At 69.8% G+C, this 18,914-nt stretch carries 15 protein-coding genes; 12 read left to right on the forward strand and 3 right to left on the reverse strand.

Translation table 11 applies throughout. From position 1 onward, the window contains the following. Positions 1–28: 28 nt before the first annotated feature. A complete protein-coding gene (locus ACIPJ2_RS07515) occupies positions 29–1,003 on the forward strand; it encodes a helix-turn-helix domain-containing protein (protein ID WP_402728257.1) in 975 nt (324 codons plus the stop codon). Positions 1,004–1,016: 13 nt separating this feature from the next. On the opposite strand, the gene ACIPJ2_RS07520 is transcribed toward ACIPJ2_RS07515, so the two are convergent. Continuing rightward, positions 1,017–2,048: a LacI family DNA-binding transcriptional regulator gene (locus ACIPJ2_RS07520; protein ID WP_402728258.1), complete on the reverse strand. Its 1,032-nt coding sequence runs from the start codon at positions 2,046–2,048 to the stop codon at positions 1,017–1,019. Positions 2,049–2,224: 176 nt separating this feature from the next. Between ACIPJ2_RS07520 and ACIPJ2_RS07525 the strand changes: the two genes are divergently transcribed. The 6 genes from ACIPJ2_RS07525 to ACIPJ2_RS07550 all read left to right on the forward strand — a co-directional run bounded on the left by ACIPJ2_RS07525 (position 2,225) and on the right by ACIPJ2_RS07550 (position 11,211). Further along, positions 2,225–3,520, forward strand: a complete 1,296-nt coding sequence (locus tag ACIPJ2_RS07525) for an ABC transporter substrate-binding protein (protein ID WP_402728259.1) — start codon at positions 2,225–2,227, stop codon at positions 3,518–3,520. 8 nt (positions 3,521–3,528) lie between these two features. Next, positions 3,529–4,560, forward strand: coding sequence for a carbohydrate ABC transporter permease (locus ACIPJ2_RS07530; RefSeq protein ID WP_281267056.1), 1,032 nt, complete (start codon positions 3,529–3,531; stop codon positions 4,558–4,560). A gap of 52 nt (positions 4,561–4,612) precedes the next feature. Beyond that, positions 4,613–5,491 carry a carbohydrate ABC transporter permease gene (locus tag ACIPJ2_RS07535; RefSeq protein WP_402728260.1) on the forward strand — a complete coding sequence of 293 codons (879 nt, stop codon included), beginning with the start codon at positions 4,613–4,615 and terminating at the stop codon, positions 5,489–5,491. A 188-nt stretch (positions 5,492–5,679) separates the two neighbouring features. Continuing rightward, on the forward strand, positions 5,680–7,998 hold the full coding sequence (locus ACIPJ2_RS07540; RefSeq protein WP_402728325.1) for a glycoside hydrolase family 3 N-terminal domain-containing protein: 2,319 nt from the start codon (positions 5,680–5,682) through the stop codon (positions 7,996–7,998). Positions 7,999–8,185: 187 nt separating this feature from the next. Further along, entirely contained in the window at positions 8,186–10,072 is a 1,887-nt protein-coding gene (locus ACIPJ2_RS07545) for an arabinofuranosidase catalytic domain-containing protein (RefSeq protein WP_402728261.1), read from the forward strand. Positions 10,073–10,221: 149 nt separating this feature from the next. Then, the gene (locus tag ACIPJ2_RS07550) at positions 10,222–11,211 is read left to right on the forward strand and encodes a carboxypeptidase-like regulatory domain-containing protein (protein WP_402728262.1); all 990 of its coding nucleotides are present in this window, start codon (positions 10,222–10,224) and stop codon (positions 11,209–11,211) included. Positions 11,212–11,427: 216 nt separating this feature from the next. On the opposite strand, the gene ACIPJ2_RS07555 is transcribed toward ACIPJ2_RS07550, so the two are convergent. Continuing rightward, entirely contained in the window at positions 11,428–12,108 is a 681-nt protein-coding gene (locus ACIPJ2_RS07555; RefSeq protein ID WP_402728263.1) for a FadR/GntR family transcriptional regulator, read from the reverse strand. 145 nt (positions 12,109–12,253) lie between these two features. On the opposite strand from ACIPJ2_RS07555, the gene ACIPJ2_RS07560 reads away from it, so the two are divergent. From ACIPJ2_RS07560 to ACIPJ2_RS07580, 5 genes are read left to right on the forward strand one after another with little or no spacing between them, the layout of a single operon-like run. Next, on the forward strand, positions 12,254–13,768 hold the full coding sequence (locus ACIPJ2_RS07560; protein ID WP_402728264.1) for an MFS transporter: 1,515 nt from the start codon (positions 12,254–12,256) through the stop codon (positions 13,766–13,768). A 57-nt stretch (positions 13,769–13,825) separates the two neighbouring features. Beyond that, positions 13,826–14,761: a dihydrodipicolinate synthase family protein gene (locus ACIPJ2_RS07565; RefSeq protein WP_402728265.1), complete on the forward strand. Its 936-nt coding sequence runs from the start codon at positions 13,826–13,828 to the stop codon at positions 14,759–14,761. Positions 14,762–14,770: 9 nt separating this feature from the next. Continuing rightward, positions 14,771–15,493, forward strand: coding sequence for a fumarylacetoacetate hydrolase family protein (locus tag ACIPJ2_RS07570; RefSeq protein ID WP_402728266.1), 723 nt, complete (start codon positions 14,771–14,773; stop codon positions 15,491–15,493). Next, on the forward strand, positions 15,490–16,419 hold the full coding sequence (locus ACIPJ2_RS07575) for an ROK family protein (RefSeq protein WP_402728267.1): 930 nt from the start codon (positions 15,490–15,492) through the stop codon (positions 16,417–16,419). The genes ACIPJ2_RS07570 and ACIPJ2_RS07575 overlap by 4 nt, the downstream gene beginning before the upstream one ends. Next, complete coding sequence (locus tag ACIPJ2_RS07580) at positions 16,416–17,099, forward strand: N-acetylmannosamine-6-phosphate 2-epimerase (protein WP_402728268.1); 684 nt, start codon at positions 16,416–16,418, stop codon at positions 17,097–17,099. Before ACIPJ2_RS07575 ends, ACIPJ2_RS07580 begins: the two co-directional genes overlap by 4 nt. A gap of 105 nt (positions 17,100–17,204) precedes the next feature. On the opposite strand, the gene ACIPJ2_RS07585 is transcribed toward ACIPJ2_RS07580, so the two are convergent. Continuing rightward, positions 17,205–18,824: an exo-alpha-sialidase gene (locus ACIPJ2_RS07585; RefSeq protein ID WP_402728269.1), complete on the reverse strand. Its 1,620-nt coding sequence runs from the start codon at positions 18,822–18,824 to the stop codon at positions 17,205–17,207. Between the last annotated feature and the right edge of the window lie 90 nt (positions 18,825–18,914).

An 18,914-nucleotide genomic window follows, 5' to 3' on the forward strand; every position in this document is an offset into this window, starting at 1 on the left:
CGTATCCAGATCGCGCGGAGCCGGGTGGATGCCGACCCGCGGCGTGGCGATCGGTCGGCTGATGGACCAGATGATCCGCATCGAGATCGCTGCCCGCGATCCCGAGTCCGCGATCCGTGAGCTCGCGGCCGTCGACGTCGGCCGGCAGTGGAGTTCGCGGCGCACGGGGGACGAGTACTCGTTCCGGTACTCCGCGGTGGGCGACGACGAGGTCACGATCCGTCGCTCACGGATCCGCGGTCTGCTGCGGGGTCTCGTGCCACCAGGTGACGACCACGTCGTGCGGTGGACCACCGACGGCTCCGTCGTCATCGACGCGGCGGGGGCGCGCTTCGAGCTGCGGCACGACGAACCCGTGCTGTCGCCGTCTGACCGGGAGTACGTCTTCGTCGGCACCGACCACGACCAGCGGTTGGTGCACCTGGGACGCGCGTTCGTCGAGATCGTCGCCGCCGAACGGTACGGCGCCGCTTCCGGTCCGCTCGTGTTCGACCGCGTCCGCGTCGTCGACGACGCGGCGCTCGGACCCTGGCGCGAAGCACTCGGTGCCCTGTCGCGCGCACTGCGTGACGGTGTGGAGTCCGACGCCTGGGTCTCGGCGAAGCACGCGGCCGCCGAGGCGTTCCTCACGATGTTCCCGCCGCGGTTGGACGCGCTGCCCGCCGAGCTCTCGAGCCCACGGAACGCACGGCTCAAGTCCGTCGTCGAGTACCTCCACGCCCACGTCCGCGACTCGATCGCGGTGGCGGACCTGGCTGACGTCGCCGGGCTCAGCGTCCGGTCGGTGCAGGAGTCCTTCGCGCGGGTGCTCGGCGTCTCCCCGCTGACGTACCTCCGCGAGATCCGGCTCGACCGGGTCCGCGACGACCTGCTCGCACTCGATCCCCAGTCGGTGACGGTGGGGGACGTCGCACGGCGGTGGGGGTTCGCGCACCTCGGGCGGTTCTCCGCCGCGTACGTCGACCGGTTCGGCGAGTACCCGAAGCAGACGCTCCGCCGCTGATCGTCCCGAGCGGTCAGTCGGCTGCCGGCGGCGCGGTGCTCCGCCGCACCTGCAGGGTCGTCGCGAGCCGGACGTGCTCGGGGGTCGGCTCGCCGCGGAGCATGGAGAGCAGCATCTCCACTGCACTCGCGCCGAGTTCCGCGAGCGGCTGTGCGACCGTCGTCAGGGGCGGTGTGGTCATCGACGCCTGCGGGACGTCGTCGAAGCCGATCACGGAGAGGTCCTCGGGGACGCGGAGTCCGAGGTCGGCGGCCGCGTGCAGCACACCGATGGCGGAGGAGTCGTTCGCCGCGAACACCGCGGTGGGGCGGTGCGGGCCGGAGAGGAGTTCCCGGGCGACGGCGGCCGCGTTGCCCTCCTGGTAGTCGCCTGCCCGGAGGAGCGCGTCGTCCACCTGGATGCCCGCGGCGGCGAGGGCGGCGCGGTACCCGGCCTCGCGCAACTGTGCGGACGCCAGGTCGGCGCGGCCGTGGATGTGTGCGATGCGCGTGTGCCCGAGCGCGAGGAGGTGCTCCACGGCGATGCGTGCGCCGCCCTCGTTGTCGGTGTCGACGGTGGCGTGTCCCTCCGGCCCGGTGTGGGGGTCGATCGCGACCACGGGGATCGACGAGCTCGGCAGCGCGGTCGACGGCGTCACGACGATCGCTCCGTCGATGAGGGTGCCGGAGAGCCGGGAGAGCGATCGCCGTTCCCACCCGGGTTGGCTCGCGCCGGTGACGAGTCCGGCGTAGGCGAGCAGCTCGTAGCCGGTGCCGGTCGTCGCCGACGAGATCCCGCGCAGCAGCTCCGTGGAGAACGGCTCGAACTCGGGGACGAGGATGCCGATCACCCCGGTGCGTGAACTCCGGAGACTCCGCGCGACGAGGGACGTCTCGTACCCGAGGCGTTCCACGACCTCCTGTACGCGCAGCATGGTCGCGGGGGCGACACCGTCGCGGTGGTTCACGACCTTGGAGACGGTCGGGATCGACACCCCGGCTGCCCGTGCGACGTCGGCGATCGTCGCCCGCCCAGGGCTGCTGTCCACACCGGGAGCGGTCTCCATGTGCTCACCGTACCGCCGATGCCCCCGGTGAACGACCGCGGTCCATGCGTTAGAAAACGTTATCGATATCGATTGACAAAGCGACGCAGCGCCTGGCACGCTCTCCGCAGCGGCAGCAATGCCGCAGCGGCGACCGATGCCGCAGCTGTCAACGACGACACTTCAGGAGCTCCACGATGACGAGGAAGATCCGAGCCACGGCGGCCATCGCGCTGATCGGGGCCACAGCACTGCTGGCGACCGGCTGCTCGAGCGGTGGCAACGCCGCGGGCAGCGACGGCAAGGTCACGATGACCTTCTGGCACAACTCCACGACCGGACCCGGCAAGGCGTTCTGGGAGAAGACCGTCAAGGACTTCGAACAGGACCACCCCGACGTGACGATCAAGATCCAGGCGATCCAGAACGAGGACCTGGACGGCAAGCTCCAGACCGCGCTCAACTCGGGATCCGCCCCCGACGTGTTCCTGCAGCGCGGCGGCGGCAAGATGAACGCGATGGCCCAGGCCGGCCAGCTCATGGACATCACCAGCTCGATCGGGAAGACCGCGAAGTCCGAGGTCAGTGCCGGTGCGTTCAAGGGCTACGAGCTCGACGGCAAGACGTACGCCATGCCGGTCGACGTGAACCCCGAGGGCATCTGGTACAGCCAGGACCTCTTCGAGCAGGCGGGCATCGAGGGCACCCCGACCACGATGGACGAGCTGAACGCGGACATCGCCAAGCTGAAGGACGCCGGCATCCAGCCGGTCGCCGTCGGTGCGAAGGACGCCTGGCCCGCCGCGCACTGGTACTACAACTTCGCACTCCGCGCGTGCAGCGAGAAGACGCTGAACGGCGCCGCGAAGGACCTGAAGTTCACGGACAGCTGCTGGAAGGCCGCCGGTCAGGACACGAAGGACTTCTTCGACACGAAGCCGTTCAACGACGGCTACCTCACCACCGCCGCGCAGCAGGGCGCCGGCAGCTCGGCCGGCCTCATCGCGAACCACAAGGCCGCGATGGAGCTGATGGGCGCGTGGGACCCGGGAGTGATCTCGTCGCTCACCCCGGACGGCAAGCCGCTGCCCGACCTCGGCTTCTTCCCGTTCCCCGAGGTCTCCGGTGGCAAGGGCGCTCCCGGCTCGATGATGGGTGCTGTCGACGGCTACTCGTGCTCGGCGAAGGCCCCGAAGAAGCAGTGCACCGAGTTCCTCAACTACATGACCGAGAAGCCCGTGCAGGAGGCGTACTACAAGGCATTCAACGCGATCCCGGCGAACGAGTCCGCCCAGGCGGTCGTCACCGAGCCCTACCTGAAGACGGTGCTCGAGGCGTACAACAAGGCCCCCTTCGTGTCGAACTACCTCGACACCCTCTACGGCCAGAACGTCGGCAACGCGCTCAACACCAGCGTGGTGGACCTGCTCGCCGGCAAGGGCGACGTCGACGACATCGTCAAGACGGTCAACCAGGCCGCGGCGAAGGGCTGACCCGACCCATGGCCACATCAGTCGCCCCCCGTCCGTCCGGCTCGAGCGAGCTGACGGGCGCGGGGAAGGACCTGACCGGGGCCGGCGGCACCACGCCGTCGGCCCCCGCCGGCCGGGGCCGGAAGAAGCCGGTCGCCGACGTCCGCAAGCGGGTCGAGATCGCCCTGCTGGCCGGGCCCGCGACGATCATGTTCGTCGGGTTCGTGATCCTCCCCGTGGCGCTCGCCGCCTACTACGGCTTCTACAAGTGGCAGGGCTACGGGGCGCCGACGGACTTCGTCGGCCTCGACAACTACAAGATCATCTTCACCGACCCCGACTTCCGGGGCGTGCTGACCCACAACGCGTTCATCGTGATCGGCTCGCTGCTCGTGCAGGGTCCCATCGCGATCATCCTCGCGCTGCTGCTCAACCAGCGGATCCGCGGCCGTGGCCTCATCCGGGTGCTCATCTTCGTGCCGTACGTCATCTCCGAGGTGATCGTCGGCACCGGGTGGAGCCTGATGCTCTCCACGAGCGGCGCCGTCAACGACCTGCTCCAGGCGATCGGCCTCGGTGCGCTGCGGAACGACTGGCTGTCGAACCCGGACATCGCGATCTGGACCCTCCTCGCGATCATCTCGTGGAAGTACATCGGCTTCGCGGTGATCCTGTTCCTGGCCGGCCTGCAGAGCATCCCCGAGGAACTGTTCGAGGCCGCCCAGCTCGACGGCGCCGGCTACTGGCAGATCCAGCGGCGGATCACGCTGCCGCTGCTCGGCCCGACCATCCGCATCTGGGCGTTCCTGTCGATCATCGGCTCGCTCCAGCTGTTCGACCTGGTCTACATCATCTGGGGGCAGTACATCGCCTCGACGGCCGGGACCTCGACCATGGCGACGTACATGGTCGCGAACGGCCGGAACTCTGGCAACTACGGGTACGGCAACGCCGTCGCCGTGGTGATCTTCCTCATCTCGCTGGCGATCGCACTCGTCTACCAGCGGTTCGTCCTGCGTCGCGACACCGCCGGCGCCCTCACCGAGAAGGCAACACGATGACCACCACCACCGCCGACGCACGGGTCGCCGCACTGGCCGAGAAGGCAACACGATGACCGCCACCGCATCGATCGTCGCGCCCCGACGACGCCGGGACCGTGACAGCGGACCGGTCCGCCGCGAGCGCAACCTCGGCACGTACTTCATCGCGCTGCTGTTCATCGCGGTCTGCATCGGCCCCGTCGCGTACATCGTCCTCGGCGGCTTCCGTACCAACGCGCAGATCACCGCGAGCCCCGCTGGGCTCCCGGCACCGTGGAACTTCGGCAACTACGCCGAGGTCCTGTCCAGCGGAGTGTTCTGGCAGCAGCTCGGCAACTCGCTCATCGCCGGCGTCACCACCACGGTCGGCGTCGTCGTGCTCGGGCTGATGGTCAGCTTCGTGCTCGCCCGCTACCGGTTCCGCGGCCGCGGCGCGCTGTACTCGCTGTTCGCCGCCGGGCTGATGTTCCCGATCACCGTCGCGATCACGCCGCTCTACCTGCTGGTGAAGGACCTCGGGCTGACGAACAGCCTGGCCGGCGTCATCCTGCCGCAGATCGCGTTCGCGCTGCCGACGACCGTCATCATCCTGGTGCCGTTCCTGCGGGCGATCCCGGACGAGCTCGAGGAAGCAGCCTCCATCGACGGGGCCAGCCGCCTGGGGTTCTTCTTCCGGATGGTCGTGCCGCTGTCCCTGCCCGGCGTCGTCACGACGGGCATCCTGGCCTTCATCGGCAGCTGGAACAGCTACATCCTGCCGCTGTTCATCCTCAACGACGCGTCGGCGTACACGCTGCCGCTCGGGGTGCAGGCGTTCTCGTCGCAGTACTCCGTCGACACCGCAAGGGTGCTCGCGTTCACGTCGCTGTCGATGATCCCCGCGCTGGCGTTCTTCGCGGTGTTCCAGCGTCGCATCGTCGGCGGTCTGACCGGGGCGGTGAAGGGATGACCGCGACCGACGCGACAGCGTCGGCCACGGGCGGCCGGGAGGCTCGCCCCGCGTCGTCGACGCCGGTCACCGCGACCGACGCCCGGCCCGCGGCGCGTGGCGGGGCCGACCCGAGCCTCCCGTCCGCCCTGGCCCGACCGTCGGACCGGACACCCGTGCCGGACCGCGCCGCCGCCCTGCTGGCGGCCATGACGCTCGAGGAGAAGACGGCGCAGCTCGTCGGCTACTGGCTCGACCAGAACGGCGTGGTCGCGCCCATGCAGGGCGAGATGACCACCCGGTCGGACGGCCGCACGCTGGCGGACATCACCCGTGACGGCATCGGCCAGTTCACCCGCGTCTACGGCACCCGCCCCGTCGAGCCCGACGAGCGCGCCGCCTGGCTGTGGGACGAGCAGCGGCGCCTGAAGCGGGAGACCCGGCTGGGCATCCCGGCGCTCGTGCACGAGGAGTGCCTGACCGGCCTGGCCGCGTGGAAGGCCGCGACGTTCCCGACACCGCTGGCCTGGGGTGCCGCCTTCGACCCGGAGCTCGTCGAACGGGTCGGTGCCGTGATCGGCGACTCGATGCGACGGCTCGGGGTCCACCAGGGCCTCGCTCCAGTGCTCGACGTCGTCCGCGACCCCCGCTGGGGACGGGTCGACGAGTGCATCGGCGAGGACCCCTACCTGGTCGGCACCGTCGGCACCGCCTACGTCCGTGGGCTGCAGCGCGCCGGGGTCGACGCGACCCTCAAGCACTTCCTGGGGTACTCCGCGTCGCAGGCGGGCCGCAACCACGCACCCGTGCACGCCGGGGCGCGCGAGATCGCGGACGTGTTCCTGCCACCGTTCGAGATGGCGCTGCTCGACGGCGGCGCTCGCTCGGTGATGAACTCCTACGCGGAGATCGACGGCGTGCCCGTCGCGGCGAACGCCGACCTGCTGACCGGGCTGCTGCGGGACCGCCTCGGCTTCGACGGCACCGTCGTGGCGGACTACTTCTCGGTGGCGTTCCTCGAGGTCATGCACGGCATCGCCGCCGACCGTGGCGAGGCGGCAGCGATGGCGCTCGAGGCCGGGGTCGACGTCGAGCTGCCCACCGGCGACGCGTACCTGGAGCCACTGGTCGAGCGCGTCCGTACCGGCCTCGTCGACGAGGCACTGGTCGACTGTGCCGTGCTGCGGGTCCTCCGCCAGAAGGAGCGGCTCGGGCTGCTCGACCCGGACGTGTTCGAGGACGAGCCGCCCACCGGCATCGACCTGGACACCCCGTCGCACCGCGACCTCGCACGGCAGCTCGCGGCGGAGTCGCTCGTCCTGCTGTCGAACGACGGTGTGCTGCCCCTGGACCCCCTGCAGGGGGTCGTCGCGGTGATCGGCCCGAACGCCCACCGTGCCGAGGCCCTGCAGGGGTGCTACTCCTTCGCGAACCACGTGCTGGCCGACCACCCCGACCTGCCGCTCGGCTTCGCGATCCCGACCGTGCTCGAGGCGCTGCAGGCGTCTCTCGGCGGCACGGTGTCGACCGCGGTCGGCTGCGCCGTCGAGGGTGACGACCGCTCCGGCATCGCCGAGGCCGTCGCCGTCGCGCGGGACGCCGAGGTCGCGGTCGTCGTGGTGGGGGACCAGGCGGGCTTGTTCGGCCGCGGCACCGTGGGCGAGGGCAACGACACCGCATCGCTCGACCTGCCCGGCGTGCAGCGCGAGCTGGTCGAGGCCGTCGTCGCGACCGGCACCCCGACGGTGGTGGTCCTGCTCACCGGACGGCCGTACGCGATCGGCTGGGCGCTCGACGGACCTGGTCCCCGTCCGTCCGCCGTCGTCCAGGCGTTCTTCCCGGGGGAGGGCGGGGGACTGGCGATCGCCGACCTCCTCACCGGTGCCGTTGCGCCGTCCGGCCGCCTGCCGGTCTCGCTGCCCCGTGCTGCCGGTGCGCAGCCGTACACGTACCTGCACCCGAGGCTCGGCGGTCCGTCGGACGTCACGGCCGCCGACTCGACACCGGTCCGCCCGTTCGGCTTCGGTCTGACGTACACGGCCTTCGCGTACCAGGACCTGGTCGTCGACCACACCGTCACCACCGACGGCACGTTCACCGCGACGGTCACGGTCCGGAACACCGGGCAGCGCGACGGCTCGGACGTCGTGCAGCTCTACGGGAACGACGTGCACGCCAGCGTCACCCGTCCGGTCGTCCAGCTGCTCGGGTACGCCCGGGTCGACGTGCCGGCGGGGGAGTCCCGCAGCGTGCGCTTCACCGTGCCGGTACAGCGATTCGCCTTCAGCGGTCGCGACCTGCGGAAGGTCGTCGAGCCGGGAGACGTGCAGGTGTGGGTCGCGTCCCACGCGGCGGCGTCCCGGCCGGGAGGCCCGCTCGAGTCCGGTGGGATCGTCGCGCTGTCGGACGGGTCGGCCGCAGTGCCCCTGCCGGGTACCGCCACGGAGCGTGCGACCCTGCGGGTCACCGGGCCGGTGCAGGAGGTGCAGCTGACGGATCCCCGCCTCGTCACCTGGACGGTGGCCTGACCACGGGAACAGACGACGTCGGGTCCGCGCGACGGATCCGACGTTTTCTGTTCCCTCGACGGGCGGCGGGTGGCATGGCGCGGTATCCTGGTTGTGGTTAATCGATTAAGCATCGCCGGTCGACGGCGCGTGCCCAACCCGACGGTCGACCGCATCCCCAAGCAACGACGCTCGGAAGGAACCACACATGCACATCGGGTCGATCTCCAGGCCACGGCGCATCGTCGCCGCGGCACTCGGAGCCCTCGCTCTCGTCACCGGGAGCCTCTTCGCGACGACGGTCGGTGTCGGCAGCGCTGCTGCCGCCACGAACGGTCCGTGCGACACCTACGCCGGCGCCGGCACCTCGTGTGTCGCCGCGTACAGCTCCACCCGGGCGCTGTACTCCTCGTACAACGGGCCGCTCTACCAGGTGCAGCGTGCCTCGGACGGGGCGACCACGAACGTCGGGCTGCTCGCCGCCGGCGGGTACGCCAACGCCCAGACGCAGGACACCTTCTGCTCCGGCACGACGTGCACCATCCCGAAGATCTACGACCAGTCGTCCAACCACAACGACCTGACCGTCGCGGGGGCCGGGGACGCCGGACCCGCGAACCACGCTGCTGACGCCGGTGCGCTGCCGGTCACCATCGCCGGACACAAGGCGTACGGCATCTACATGCCGCAGCAGGTGGCCTACCGGATCTCGAGCACGGTCGCCAAGGGCACGGCCCGCGGCGCCAGCCCGGAGTCGATGTACGAGGTCGCCAGCGGCACGAACGTGAACCACGGCTGCTGCTCGGACTTCGGCAACGTCGAGACGCAGGCGAAGGACACCGGCAAGGGGCACATGGACGCCCTGAACCTGTCGATGCTCAACGGCACGGGCAGCGCCGGTCGCGGACCGTGGGTGCAGGCCGACCTGGAGAACGGCGTCTACGAGGGCAAGACCGCGATCAACACCGCGAACACCGGCAACACGTCGAAGTTCGTCACCGCGCTCCTCAAGAACGACGGCGTCGCGAACTTCGCGCTGAAGGGCGGGAACGCGCAGTCCGGGTCGCTGTCGAAGTGGTACGAGGGGGCGCTGCCGACCGACAAGGACGGCGACGGCCAGGGCTACACACCGATGAAGCTCGAGGGGTCGATCGTGCTCGGCGCCGGCGGGGACAACTCGAACCGCGGCACGCAGTCGTTCTTCGAGGGCGTCATGACCACCGGGTACTCGACCGATGCTGCCGACAACGCCGTGCAGGCGAACGTCGTCGCGCAGAACTACCAGGGTGTCTCGACCGGTGGTGGCCCCGGCGCCCCGATCACCGGACCCGGCGGCAAGTGCGTCGACGTCGCCGGCGACGACACCGGCGGGAACACCGCGGTCGTGCAGCTGTACGACTGCCAGACGCTCGCGGCCGACCAGCACTGGCTCGGCAACGTCTACGGAGCACACACACTCAGCACGCTCGGCCGCTGCCTGGACGTCAACGGCAACGGCACCGCGAACGGCACCCACGTCGAGCTCTACGACTGCAACGGCGTCGGCGGGCAGCAGTGGATCGTGCAGCCGGACGGGTCGATCAAGAACCCGCAGTCCGGCCGCTGCCTCGACGACCCCTCGGGCAACACCGCGAACGGCACGGCGCTGCAGATCTACGACTGCAACGGCAACCAGGCGCAGAAGTTCGTCGCGGCCGTCCCGATCAAGACGATCGGGTCCAAGTGCGTCGACGTCGCCGGCAACGACCTGCAGCAGAACGGTCAGCAGGTCCAGGTCTACGACTGCCAGACGCTCCTGACGGACGAACAGACGACCGATCAACAGTGGGCCTACAACCAGGCCGACCACACGATCCGGACGCTCGGGCGCTGCCTCGACATCGACGGCAACGCCACCGCGAACGGTTCGCACCTGGAGCTGTACACGTGCAACGGTGTCGGCGGCCAGCAGTGGGTGCCGCAGGCGAACGGCTCCGTGCTGAACCCGCAGTCCGGTCGGTGCCTCGACGTCCCGTCGGGCAACACCGCGAACCAGACGCCGCTGCAGCTGTACGACTGCAACAACCAGGCGCCGCAGGTGTTCAGCTTCAACTGAACCGTGTGACGGACGGGAGGCCCGGTGCCAGCTGGCACCGGGCCTCCTGTCCGTTGCCGGGTACGTCCCGGCCGCAGGACGCGTCTTCCCCACCGCGCGCCGGGCGCGTACAGTCCCACGCAACACACGACCGGCGGGCGGGGAGCGCGATGCGACTGATCACCGGGACGACACTGGTCGTGGCGCTGACGGCGGCCACGCTGATCGGGCTGGCGCCTCCGGCGAGCGCGGCCGGTTCGGGGACGATCGCCGTGCAGCTCGCGGCACCGGACGGCACCGCGATCCGGCTGGCGGACGTCCAACTCGCTGCGATCGGTACCGATGCCGTCGTCGGGAACGCCACCACCGACTCCGACGGCACCGCGACGTTCACCGGCATCCCTGCTCCGGACACCGTCACGGTGACGACACGGGTGCTCCCGCCGCACGGTGCGCAGACGTACGCGCCCGGTCTCCGCGCGGACATCGCGGTTCGCGGTGGCTCCACGGTGTCGGTCACCGTGCCGCTCGTGATCGGCGCCACGGTGCAGGGTGGTGTCGTCGGACCGACGGGACCCGCCGCCGGACGCCTGATGTACGCGTGGAACGAGGACACCTCGCAGGTGTTCCGGACGTCCACGGACAGCGCGGGCCGGTACCGGTTCGTCGGGCTGAGCACGGGTCGGTACCGCATCGAGGCGTACGCCAGCGGGACGGCGTCCCCTGCGGTCTGGAAGACCCGGGTGTACCAGCAGCGGGGGAGCCTCCCGGCTTCACAGGTGACGTTGTCGCAGCACTACGCGCACAGCGACTACGACCTGGTCGTCTTCGCGAACACGGCGTCCCGCACCCCGTCGGCGCAGCTCAGTGGAGCGAGTGTGGTGGTGACGAATGCAGCGACCGGCGCGTCGTTCTCGACCCGGTTCTCGACAATGCTCGACAGCGAGCAGACGGCGCAGTTCCAGATCCCGTCCGGGCAGTACGCGGTGGAGCTCCGGACGACGGCGACGACCGTGGCGCCGGCGCGGGTGCTGTGGCTCGGACGTCCGGGTGGGGTGTACCAGTACGTGGATGATCGGGCGCAGGCGGTCCCGGTGAAGGCCGCGTTCGGCGGGTTCAACGGTTGGGGTGGGGCGCTGCCGGAGGGAGTGTCGAGGTGATTCACGGACTGTCTCGCTGCGGCGCTCCGTGTGCTGGGAGGCGCCATGGACGACCCTCACCACGATCGGATGTTCGGCGCAACGGGCGCCCCGCCGGCTGATGCCGGCAACAGCGCGAACCAGACGCCGCAGGTGTGCAGCTTCGACTGAACCGTGTGACGGACAGGAGGCCCGGTGCCAGCTGGCACCGGGCCTCCTGTCCGTCCATCCGTCCGATCAGGACGCAACGGCCTCGTGGGTCGGACGCGCCCGTGCCAGCTCGATGCGTTCGTAGATCCCCTGGAAGTGCACGCGCATGGCGTCGCGAGCATCGTCGGCGCTGCCGTTGGCGAGGGCGAGGACGATCCGTCGGTGCGCTTCGACCGATCCGCTGCCGTAGGGGGAGACCTCGGCGAGCTGGTCGTGCGCATCGTGGTAGGCGTCCCAGAACACGTCCACGAGTTGTCCGACGAGCGGGTTCGCGAGGTGGCTGTACAGCACGCGGTGGAATTCGCGGTCGGCTTCGGCGCTCCCGTCCGCGTCGCCGATCTGTTCGCACAGTTCGAGCAGGTGGTCGAGGTCGGTTGCGTCCAGTCGGTCGGTCAGCTCCGCGATCGCACTCGTCTCGAGCATCTCGCGTACCTTCGCCAGGTTCTCGAGCGCGTCGAGACCCTTCGGCCCCGCGACGAGCGTCCTGAACACCAACGACGGCGCCAGGGCCTGCAGCGACGGGGAGGCAACGAACGTCCCGTGTCCGTGCCTGATGTCGACGATGCCCCACGCGCGCAACTCGCGGATCGCCTCTCGCACCGTGTTGCGGGAGACGTTGAGCCGTTCGATGAGTTCGAGCTCGGTGGGCATGCTGTCGCCGGACGTCAGCCGGAGTTCCCGGATGATCTCAACGATCTGCTGGGCCACCGGCTGTCGTTCCTTGCGCGTGACCATCACCGCACTCCCGTCCGGGCGCGTTGCGCCCCTCGGGACCCCATGTTAGCGTGAGGCCAACGTCCAACGTCCAACGTTGTGTCACGCCGGCGATGCCGGCCCGATCGGAAAGCAACCAATGACGACTGCTCCTCCTGCACGACGCGCTCCCTGGTACCGAGAGGTCTCCCGAAGCCAATGGCACCAGTTCCTCGCCTCATGGCTCGGCTACCTGCTCGACGGCTTCGACTTCGTGATCATCACCCTGGTCCTGACGGACATCGCGAAGACGTTCGACCTCAGCGTCGTGGAGAGCGCATCGCTCATCTCGGCGGCGTTCATCAGTCGTTGGTTCGGTGGACTCGCCCTCGGCGCCCTCGGGGACCGCTTCGGCCGGAAGACCGCGATGATCTCCAGCATCGTGCTGTTCTCGCTCGGCTCGGCTGTGTGTGCGATCGCTCCGTCCTACTGGGTGCTGTTCGCCGCTCGTCTCGCGATCGGGATGGGGATGGCGGGCGAGTACGGATCGAGCTCGACCTACGTGATCGAGTCGTGGCCGAAGCACCTCCGCAACAAGGCGAGTGGGTTCCTCATCTCCGGGTACTCGATCGGGACGGTCATCGCCGCGCAGGTGTACCAGTTCGTCGTGCCGGCCTTCGGGTGGCGGGCCATGTTCGCCCTCGGACTCGTCCCCATCGCGATCACCCTGTGGTTGCGCCGCGCGCTCCCCGAGTCGAAGGACTGGTCGGAAGCGCGGAGCGCGCGCGCCGGTGGAGCCGCCGCAGCGCCGAACGTCTTCGGCATCCTGTTCGCCGGCAGGTACCGCGTCGTCAACATCATCACCGCGGTGATCGCCATCGGCCTCCTCGCTCTGGTCTTCGGGCAGCTGATGCCCAACGGCGCCGCGGTCGCCGTCGGTGCGGTCCTCGTCGGCGCGATCTTCGTGTCCTACATCGTCCAGTTCTCGAAGCGGCGGTGGCCAGCCGTCGTCGCGGTGACCGTGACGATCTTCGCGGCATTCCTGTACTCGTGGCCGATCCAGGCGCTGCTCCCGACCTACCTCAGCACGGAGTTGCACTACGACCCATCGCACGTCAGCAACGCGGTGTCCTTCGCCGGGTTCGGAGCCGCGGTGGGCTGCTGGGTCGCCGGCTTCACCGGCGACTGGCTGGGCACCCGTTGGGCCTACGTCGCGAGCCTCGTCCTGTCGGAGGTCCTCATCTTCCCGATGTTCGCCGTGGGCGGGTCGTCGCTGCTGCTCCTGGGAGCGTTCCTGTTCGTGCAGCAGACGTTCGGTCAGGGGATCGCCGGCCTGCTGCCGAAGTGGATCGGCGGGTTCTTCCCCACCGAGCAACGAGCCGCCGGCCTCGGGTTCACCTACAACGTCGGGGCGCTCGGTGGCGCCGTGGCACCGATCCTCGGCGCAGCACTCGCCGGGACCTTCGCCTCGCTCGGCACCGCACTCGCCGTGATCTCGTTCTCCCTCACCGCCGTCGTCATCGTGTTCATGGTCGTCAACCTCCCCGCGAGGGTCCAGAAGTGGATCCACCCCGACGCGAGCTGGCGCGGCGACTTCGCCCGCGACGGTGGACTGTCCCTGGACGACGACCCCGTCCTCGAGCCGTCCGCGCTCCGGCAGAACGCCGCTCAGTAGCGCCGCGGACTCCGCCCATCCCTGTCCAGCTCCACGACCTCGACCAAGAAGGACCCCGTGAACTCGCACGCAACGAACACGCTCGCCGGCATCATCCCCCCGTTGTCGACACCGCTCACCGCCGATGGCGACGTCGACGTCCGCTCACTCGAACGGCTCGTCGAGCACCAGCTCGGAGCGGGAGTCCACGGGCTCTTCGCCCTGGGATCGACCGGTGAGGTCGCGTTCCTCCGTGACGAGCAGCGGACCCAGGTCATCGAGACGACGGTGCGCGTCGCGGCAGGCCAGGTACCGGTCGTCGCGGGACTGATCGACATGACCACCCCGCGGGTGATCGCGCAGTTGCGGCGCGCAGAAGCCGTCGGCGCGGACGCCGTCGTGGCGACCGCGCCCTTTTACACACGCACGCACCCTGCTGAGGTCGAGCGCCACTTCCGGCTGATCGCGGATGCGGCGGACGTACCGGTCATTGCGTACGACCTCCCCGTGTCCGTGCACACGAAGCTCAGTGCCGCGCTGCTGCTCGAACTCGCCGCCGACGGCGTCCTCGCTGGCGTGAAGGACAGCAGCGGTGACGACGCCGGGATCCGTGCACTCGTCCTCGCGGCGCGGCGGCTCGACCGACCGTTCGCCGTCCTCACCGGTTCCGAACTGACGGCGGACTCGGCGCTGACGTTCGGCGCGACCGGCGTCGTCCCGGGGCTCGGTAACGTCGATCCGCGCGGGTACGTCCGGCTGTGGGAGGCGACGCAGCGCGGTGACCTGGTCGCAGCGCGGGAGGAGCAGGAGCGACTGTTCGGGCTCTTCCAGCTCGTGAACGCCGGCGACAGCTGCCGCATGGGCCCCGCCTCCTCCGCGCTCGGCGCGTTCAAGGCAGCCCTGCACCTGCTGGGGATCATCGACTGCGCTCGGACCGCCGACCCGTACATCCCGTTGGACGACACCGAGATCGCCGTCGTCCGAGAGCGGCTCGAAGCCGCCGGCCTGCGCTGAGGGACCGTCGTGCGTATTGCTCGGATCAGCACGGACGACGGTCCGCGGACGGTCGTCGCAGACGGGGACGAGTGGGTCGGAGTGGTCTCGGCGTTCGACCTGACGCCGACCGGAGCGCGACACTCCGGAACAGCCGCGTTGCTCGCACCCATCGAACCGGGCGCGATCGTCGGCATCTCCCATCCGACGACCGCCGACGGCACGCCGCGCGTGCAGGGCTGGTGGAAGTCGCCCCGCACACTGGGCGGGCCAGGTGCGACCATCCACCTCAACGAGTGGAGCGACTCGACCGTCGGCGAAGGCGAACTGGCCGTCGTGATCGGCAGTCGGGCGAACGCGCTCAAGCAGGAGGACGCACTGGCTCACGTGCTCGGCTACACGGTCGCGAACGACGTCACCGTGGTTGCTCCGCTCGTGGACTCCGTGTTCTTCGCCGCGAAGGTCGGTGAGAACGCCACGCCGCTCGGTCCCTGGATCGAGACGGATCTCCCGAACCCGGACGCGGCCCAGATCGAGGTGCGCATCGACGGGGACGTCGTCCTGACGAGCAGCACCGCCCACCTGCCGAACACCGTCTCCGAGATCCTGGTCGCGATCACCGAACAGATCGTCCTCGAGGCTGGGGACGTGGTGCTCACCGGGTCACCGCAGACGGCGGCGGAGCTCCACTCCGGACGGTCCGTCGACATCACGATCACGGGTGTCGGCACGTTGCGGAACACCGTCTCGTGACCGTCCTCTGCATCGGCATCGACATCGGTGGGACGAAGACCGCGGCAGGACTGGTCCGTGAGGACGGGACGGTGTTCGGCCGGATCGAGGCTGCCACGCCCGCGCGATCGGGCCCGGCCGCGGTCATCGGCCGAGCGGAGGAGCTCGTGCAGAGGCTCCGACAGGTCGCCGACGACACCGTGGAAGGTGTCGGCGTCGGTGCCGCCGGGGTCATCGACCCCTGTTCCGGTCGCGTGAGCGCTTCGACGGACCTCATCGCGGGATGGGCTGGTACCGATCTCCGCGGTGACCTCGAGCACCGCCTGCGGCTGCCCGTGACCGTCATCAACGACGTCCACGCACACGCCGTCGCCGAAGCGCGCGTCGGAGCCGGTTCCGGGGTGGGGCGGATGCTGCTCTTCGGGCTCGGCACCGGTATCGGTGGTGCGCTCACCCAGGACGGGGTCGTCGAGATGGGCAGGCGGGGCGTCGCCGGACACTTCGGTCACATGCCGTGCAAGGAGGCGGTGGGCGAGACCTGTTCGTGCGGTAAGGCCGGGCATCTCGAGGCCGTCGCCTCCGGACCGGCGATCCTGCGTCGCTACCGCCGCGCAACCGGGGACCGGCACGTCCCCGACACGCGAGCAGTCTTCGCACGAGCCGCCGCGGGCGTCCGAGCGGCCGAGGAGGTCGTCGAGACCGCGAGCGTCGCGATCGGCGAAGCGATCGGTGGGATGGTGAACGCCTGCGACCCGGAACGGACGGTCCTGAGCGGTGGCCTCGCCTTCGCCGGCGCGGCATGGCTCGAACAGATCCGAGACGCAGCACGCAACACGCTGCTGCCGCACCTTGAGGACTGCCCCGTCCTGCTGTCCCCGCTGAACGGCGATGCCGCGATCATCGGAGCAGCCCTGCACCACCGACGACCCGGAGGACACCGATCGTGACGAACACCGTGCTCGAGCAACTGCAGGGAGGCGTCGTCGTCTCCTGTCAGGCGTACCCCGGGGAACCGATGCGCCATCCGGAGACGATGGCGCAGCTTGCCGAGGCGGCGATCGTCGGCGGAGCGATCGGCATCCGCGCGCAGGGCGTCGTTGACGTCGCCCTGATCGCTGACCGTGTCGATGTGCCGACCATCGGTCTGTGGAAAGTGGGAGCAGACGGGGTCTTCATCACGCCGACCCTGCAGCACGCCGTGGTGATCGCAGGGGCGGGGGCATCGATCGTCGCGGTCGACGGCACCCGGCGCACGAGGCCCGACGGACGCACACTGAGCGAGACCGTCCGCGCCTTCCGTCAGGAGTCGGATGCGCTCCTGATGGCCGACGTGGGGAGCGTCGCCGACGGCGACGCCGCAATCGAGGCCGGGGTCGACTGCCTCAGTACCACCCTCAGTGGGTACACGCTCGACCGTCCGACGACGATCGGACCGGACCTCGAGGTGCTCGCAGCACTCGTCGAACGTTCTCCGGTCCCCGTCTTCGCTGAGGGCCGGATCCACACTCCGGACCAGGCCAGGGGCTGCATGGAGTCCGGTGCCCACGCCGTCGTCGTCGGCACCGCGATCACCCACCCGTCGACCATCACCCGCTGGTTCGGAGACGCGGTCCGCGGCAGCGCGTGAGCACGGTCATGGCTGACGACGACGCCCGGGTACCGACTCCACGTCGGCACCCGGGCGTCGTCCGCGTTCACCTGGTGATGCACACGACCAGTCGGGTCGTGTCCATCACCGGAGATCGACGCGAGCGCCGATGACGCGCGCGGTCGACGTCGACGCACGGGTCACCGTCCAGGTCGTGTCCGGGACGAAAAAGCCCTGCGTCGCCTCAGCCGCGGTCACCGTGTGCCGCGGTGTCGTGCAGGTGTAGGTCGCTCCTGCGGCGAGGTTCGAGTACCGGCAGTTCCCCGCGCCTGGCGGCACGAGCGGGTTGACGTTGCCCGCCGTCGGCGCGACGGTCGCCGGCGAGGACGAACCGTTCGTGACGGTGAACCGGTACGCGACGGTCTCTCCCGCCGTGTAGGGGCTCGTCGAGACGTCTCGTCCGCTGTCGTTCCGGCTCCCGGTGACGTGGACGAGGTCGATGGACGACGTCGCGGTCGTGGAGGCGGCACAGGTGGAGTCCAGCCAGGCGTCGTCGAACGAGGCGAACTGGATACCGGTGGTGTAGCTCGATTCGTAGAGCACGCCGATCATGCCGTCGTCCAGTCGGGTGGCGGTCGAGTAGGCCGAGAAACCCGGAGCGATCGATCGGACGGACGACCAGGTGGTCCCGTCGTCGCAGGAGACCCGAGCGGACACGTTCTGCCGCGACGTGGTGCTGTCGGCATTCGTGAACAGCAGTTTCGCTGCGTCGGCAGATCCCTGCGCAGCGTCCGGAAAGAGTCGTACGATCGAGGCGTTGTTGCCCGGGTCAGGCAGGTCTGTGTCCTCGGACACCGCGCCCCAGGTCGCCCCACCGTCGTTCGAGATCGCGATCTTCCGATCGCCACCGGCATGGTTCCGGGAGTTCAGCAGGACACGACCGTCGGAGAGCTCGACGACCTTGTTCTCGTCCATGCCAGTCCCCACGAACGCTCCGCGCTGCCACGTGATGCCGTGGTCGTCGGAGAACACCGAGTACGCCTGGAGCGCGTTGCTGCCGTCGGCCTGACGGACGGTGCCGGCGTACTGCTGGACCAGCCGTCCGGCGTGCGTGCCGTACCGGAGCTGGATGCCCTCACCCGATGACGCGAAGGCGCCCTGGACGTCCCCGGGCGCGGGGACCGTGCTGCTCGCGCCCGGCTTCACCACACTCGTGATCAGTCGGGGAGCACCCCAGGTCACGCCGAGGTCGTCGGACTCGGAGACCTGCGCGCTCAGGACGTTTCGGTCGGTGTCCGAGTTCCCGAACGTGCTGCCGCTGAACCCCTGGTCCTTCGAGTACACGGAGAACAGGAACAGCTTGTGCGCAGTCGCGTCCCACACCAGGCTCGGGTCGCTGTACCCGTCCTTGGACGCTCCGCCGTGCGCGGTGTCCGGGTCCCCCGCGCGCGGCACGGTGAGCGCGCTCCACGTCGAACCGTTGTCGGTGCTGCGCCGCATGACGATCGAGTTCGGGTTGGGGGCGTCGGCCGCGGACGTCGGTCGACCGTCCCAGGCAGCGACGACCGTGCTGTTGCCGAGGAACGCCAGCGCGGGGATCCGGTACGCGGCGAAACCCGGGGCGAGCGTCGCCCCGAGGTTCTGTTGTGAGAACGAGCCCGGCGGATCAGACGGTGCGGCGTCGGCCTGCTGGGGCCCGGCCAGTCCGACCAGGGCGATTGCAGTCGCTGCGCTCAGCGCGACCACCCATCGTTGCGACTTCACTGCATCTCCTTTGACTTGTAGGACATCCAACGTCCAATGAGTAACACCGTAGGTGCGCTCCTGCGCGGCGTCAATGGAGAGGGGGCGAGG

Origin of the sequence: Curtobacterium sp. NPDC090217, assembly GCF_044746705.1 — a bacterium.
In the GTDB taxonomy this organism is placed as follows: domain Bacteria; phylum Actinomycetota; class Actinomycetes; order Actinomycetales; family Microbacteriaceae; genus Curtobacterium.

Coding starts and splice junctions, on each gene's coding strand:
- ACIPJ2_RS07515 (WP_402728257.1), top strand. CDS start 29: ATGCCGACCCGCGGCGTGGCGATCGGTCGGCTGATGGACCAGATGATC.
- ACIPJ2_RS07520 (WP_402728258.1), bottom strand. CDS start 2,048: ATGGAGACCGCTCCCGGTGTGGACAGCAGCCCTGGGCGGGCGACGATC.
- ACIPJ2_RS07525 (WP_402728259.1), top strand. CDS start 2,225: ATGACGAGGAAGATCCGAGCCACGGCGGCCATCGCGCTGATCGGGGCC.
- ACIPJ2_RS07530 (WP_281267056.1), top strand. CDS start 3,529: ATGGCCACATCAGTCGCCCCCCGTCCGTCCGGCTCGAGCGAGCTGACG.
- ACIPJ2_RS07535 (WP_402728260.1), top strand. CDS start 4,613: ATGACCGCCACCGCATCGATCGTCGCGCCCCGACGACGCCGGGACCGT.
- ACIPJ2_RS07540 (WP_402728325.1), top strand. CDS start 5,680: ATGACGCTCGAGGAGAAGACGGCGCAGCTCGTCGGCTACTGGCTCGAC.
- ACIPJ2_RS07545 (WP_402728261.1), top strand. CDS start 8,186: ATGCACATCGGGTCGATCTCCAGGCCACGGCGCATCGTCGCCGCGGCA.
- ACIPJ2_RS07550 (WP_402728262.1), top strand. CDS start 10,222: ATGCGACTGATCACCGGGACGACACTGGTCGTGGCGCTGACGGCGGCC.
- ACIPJ2_RS07560 (WP_402728264.1), top strand. CDS start 12,254: ATGACGACTGCTCCTCCTGCACGACGCGCTCCCTGGTACCGAGAGGTC.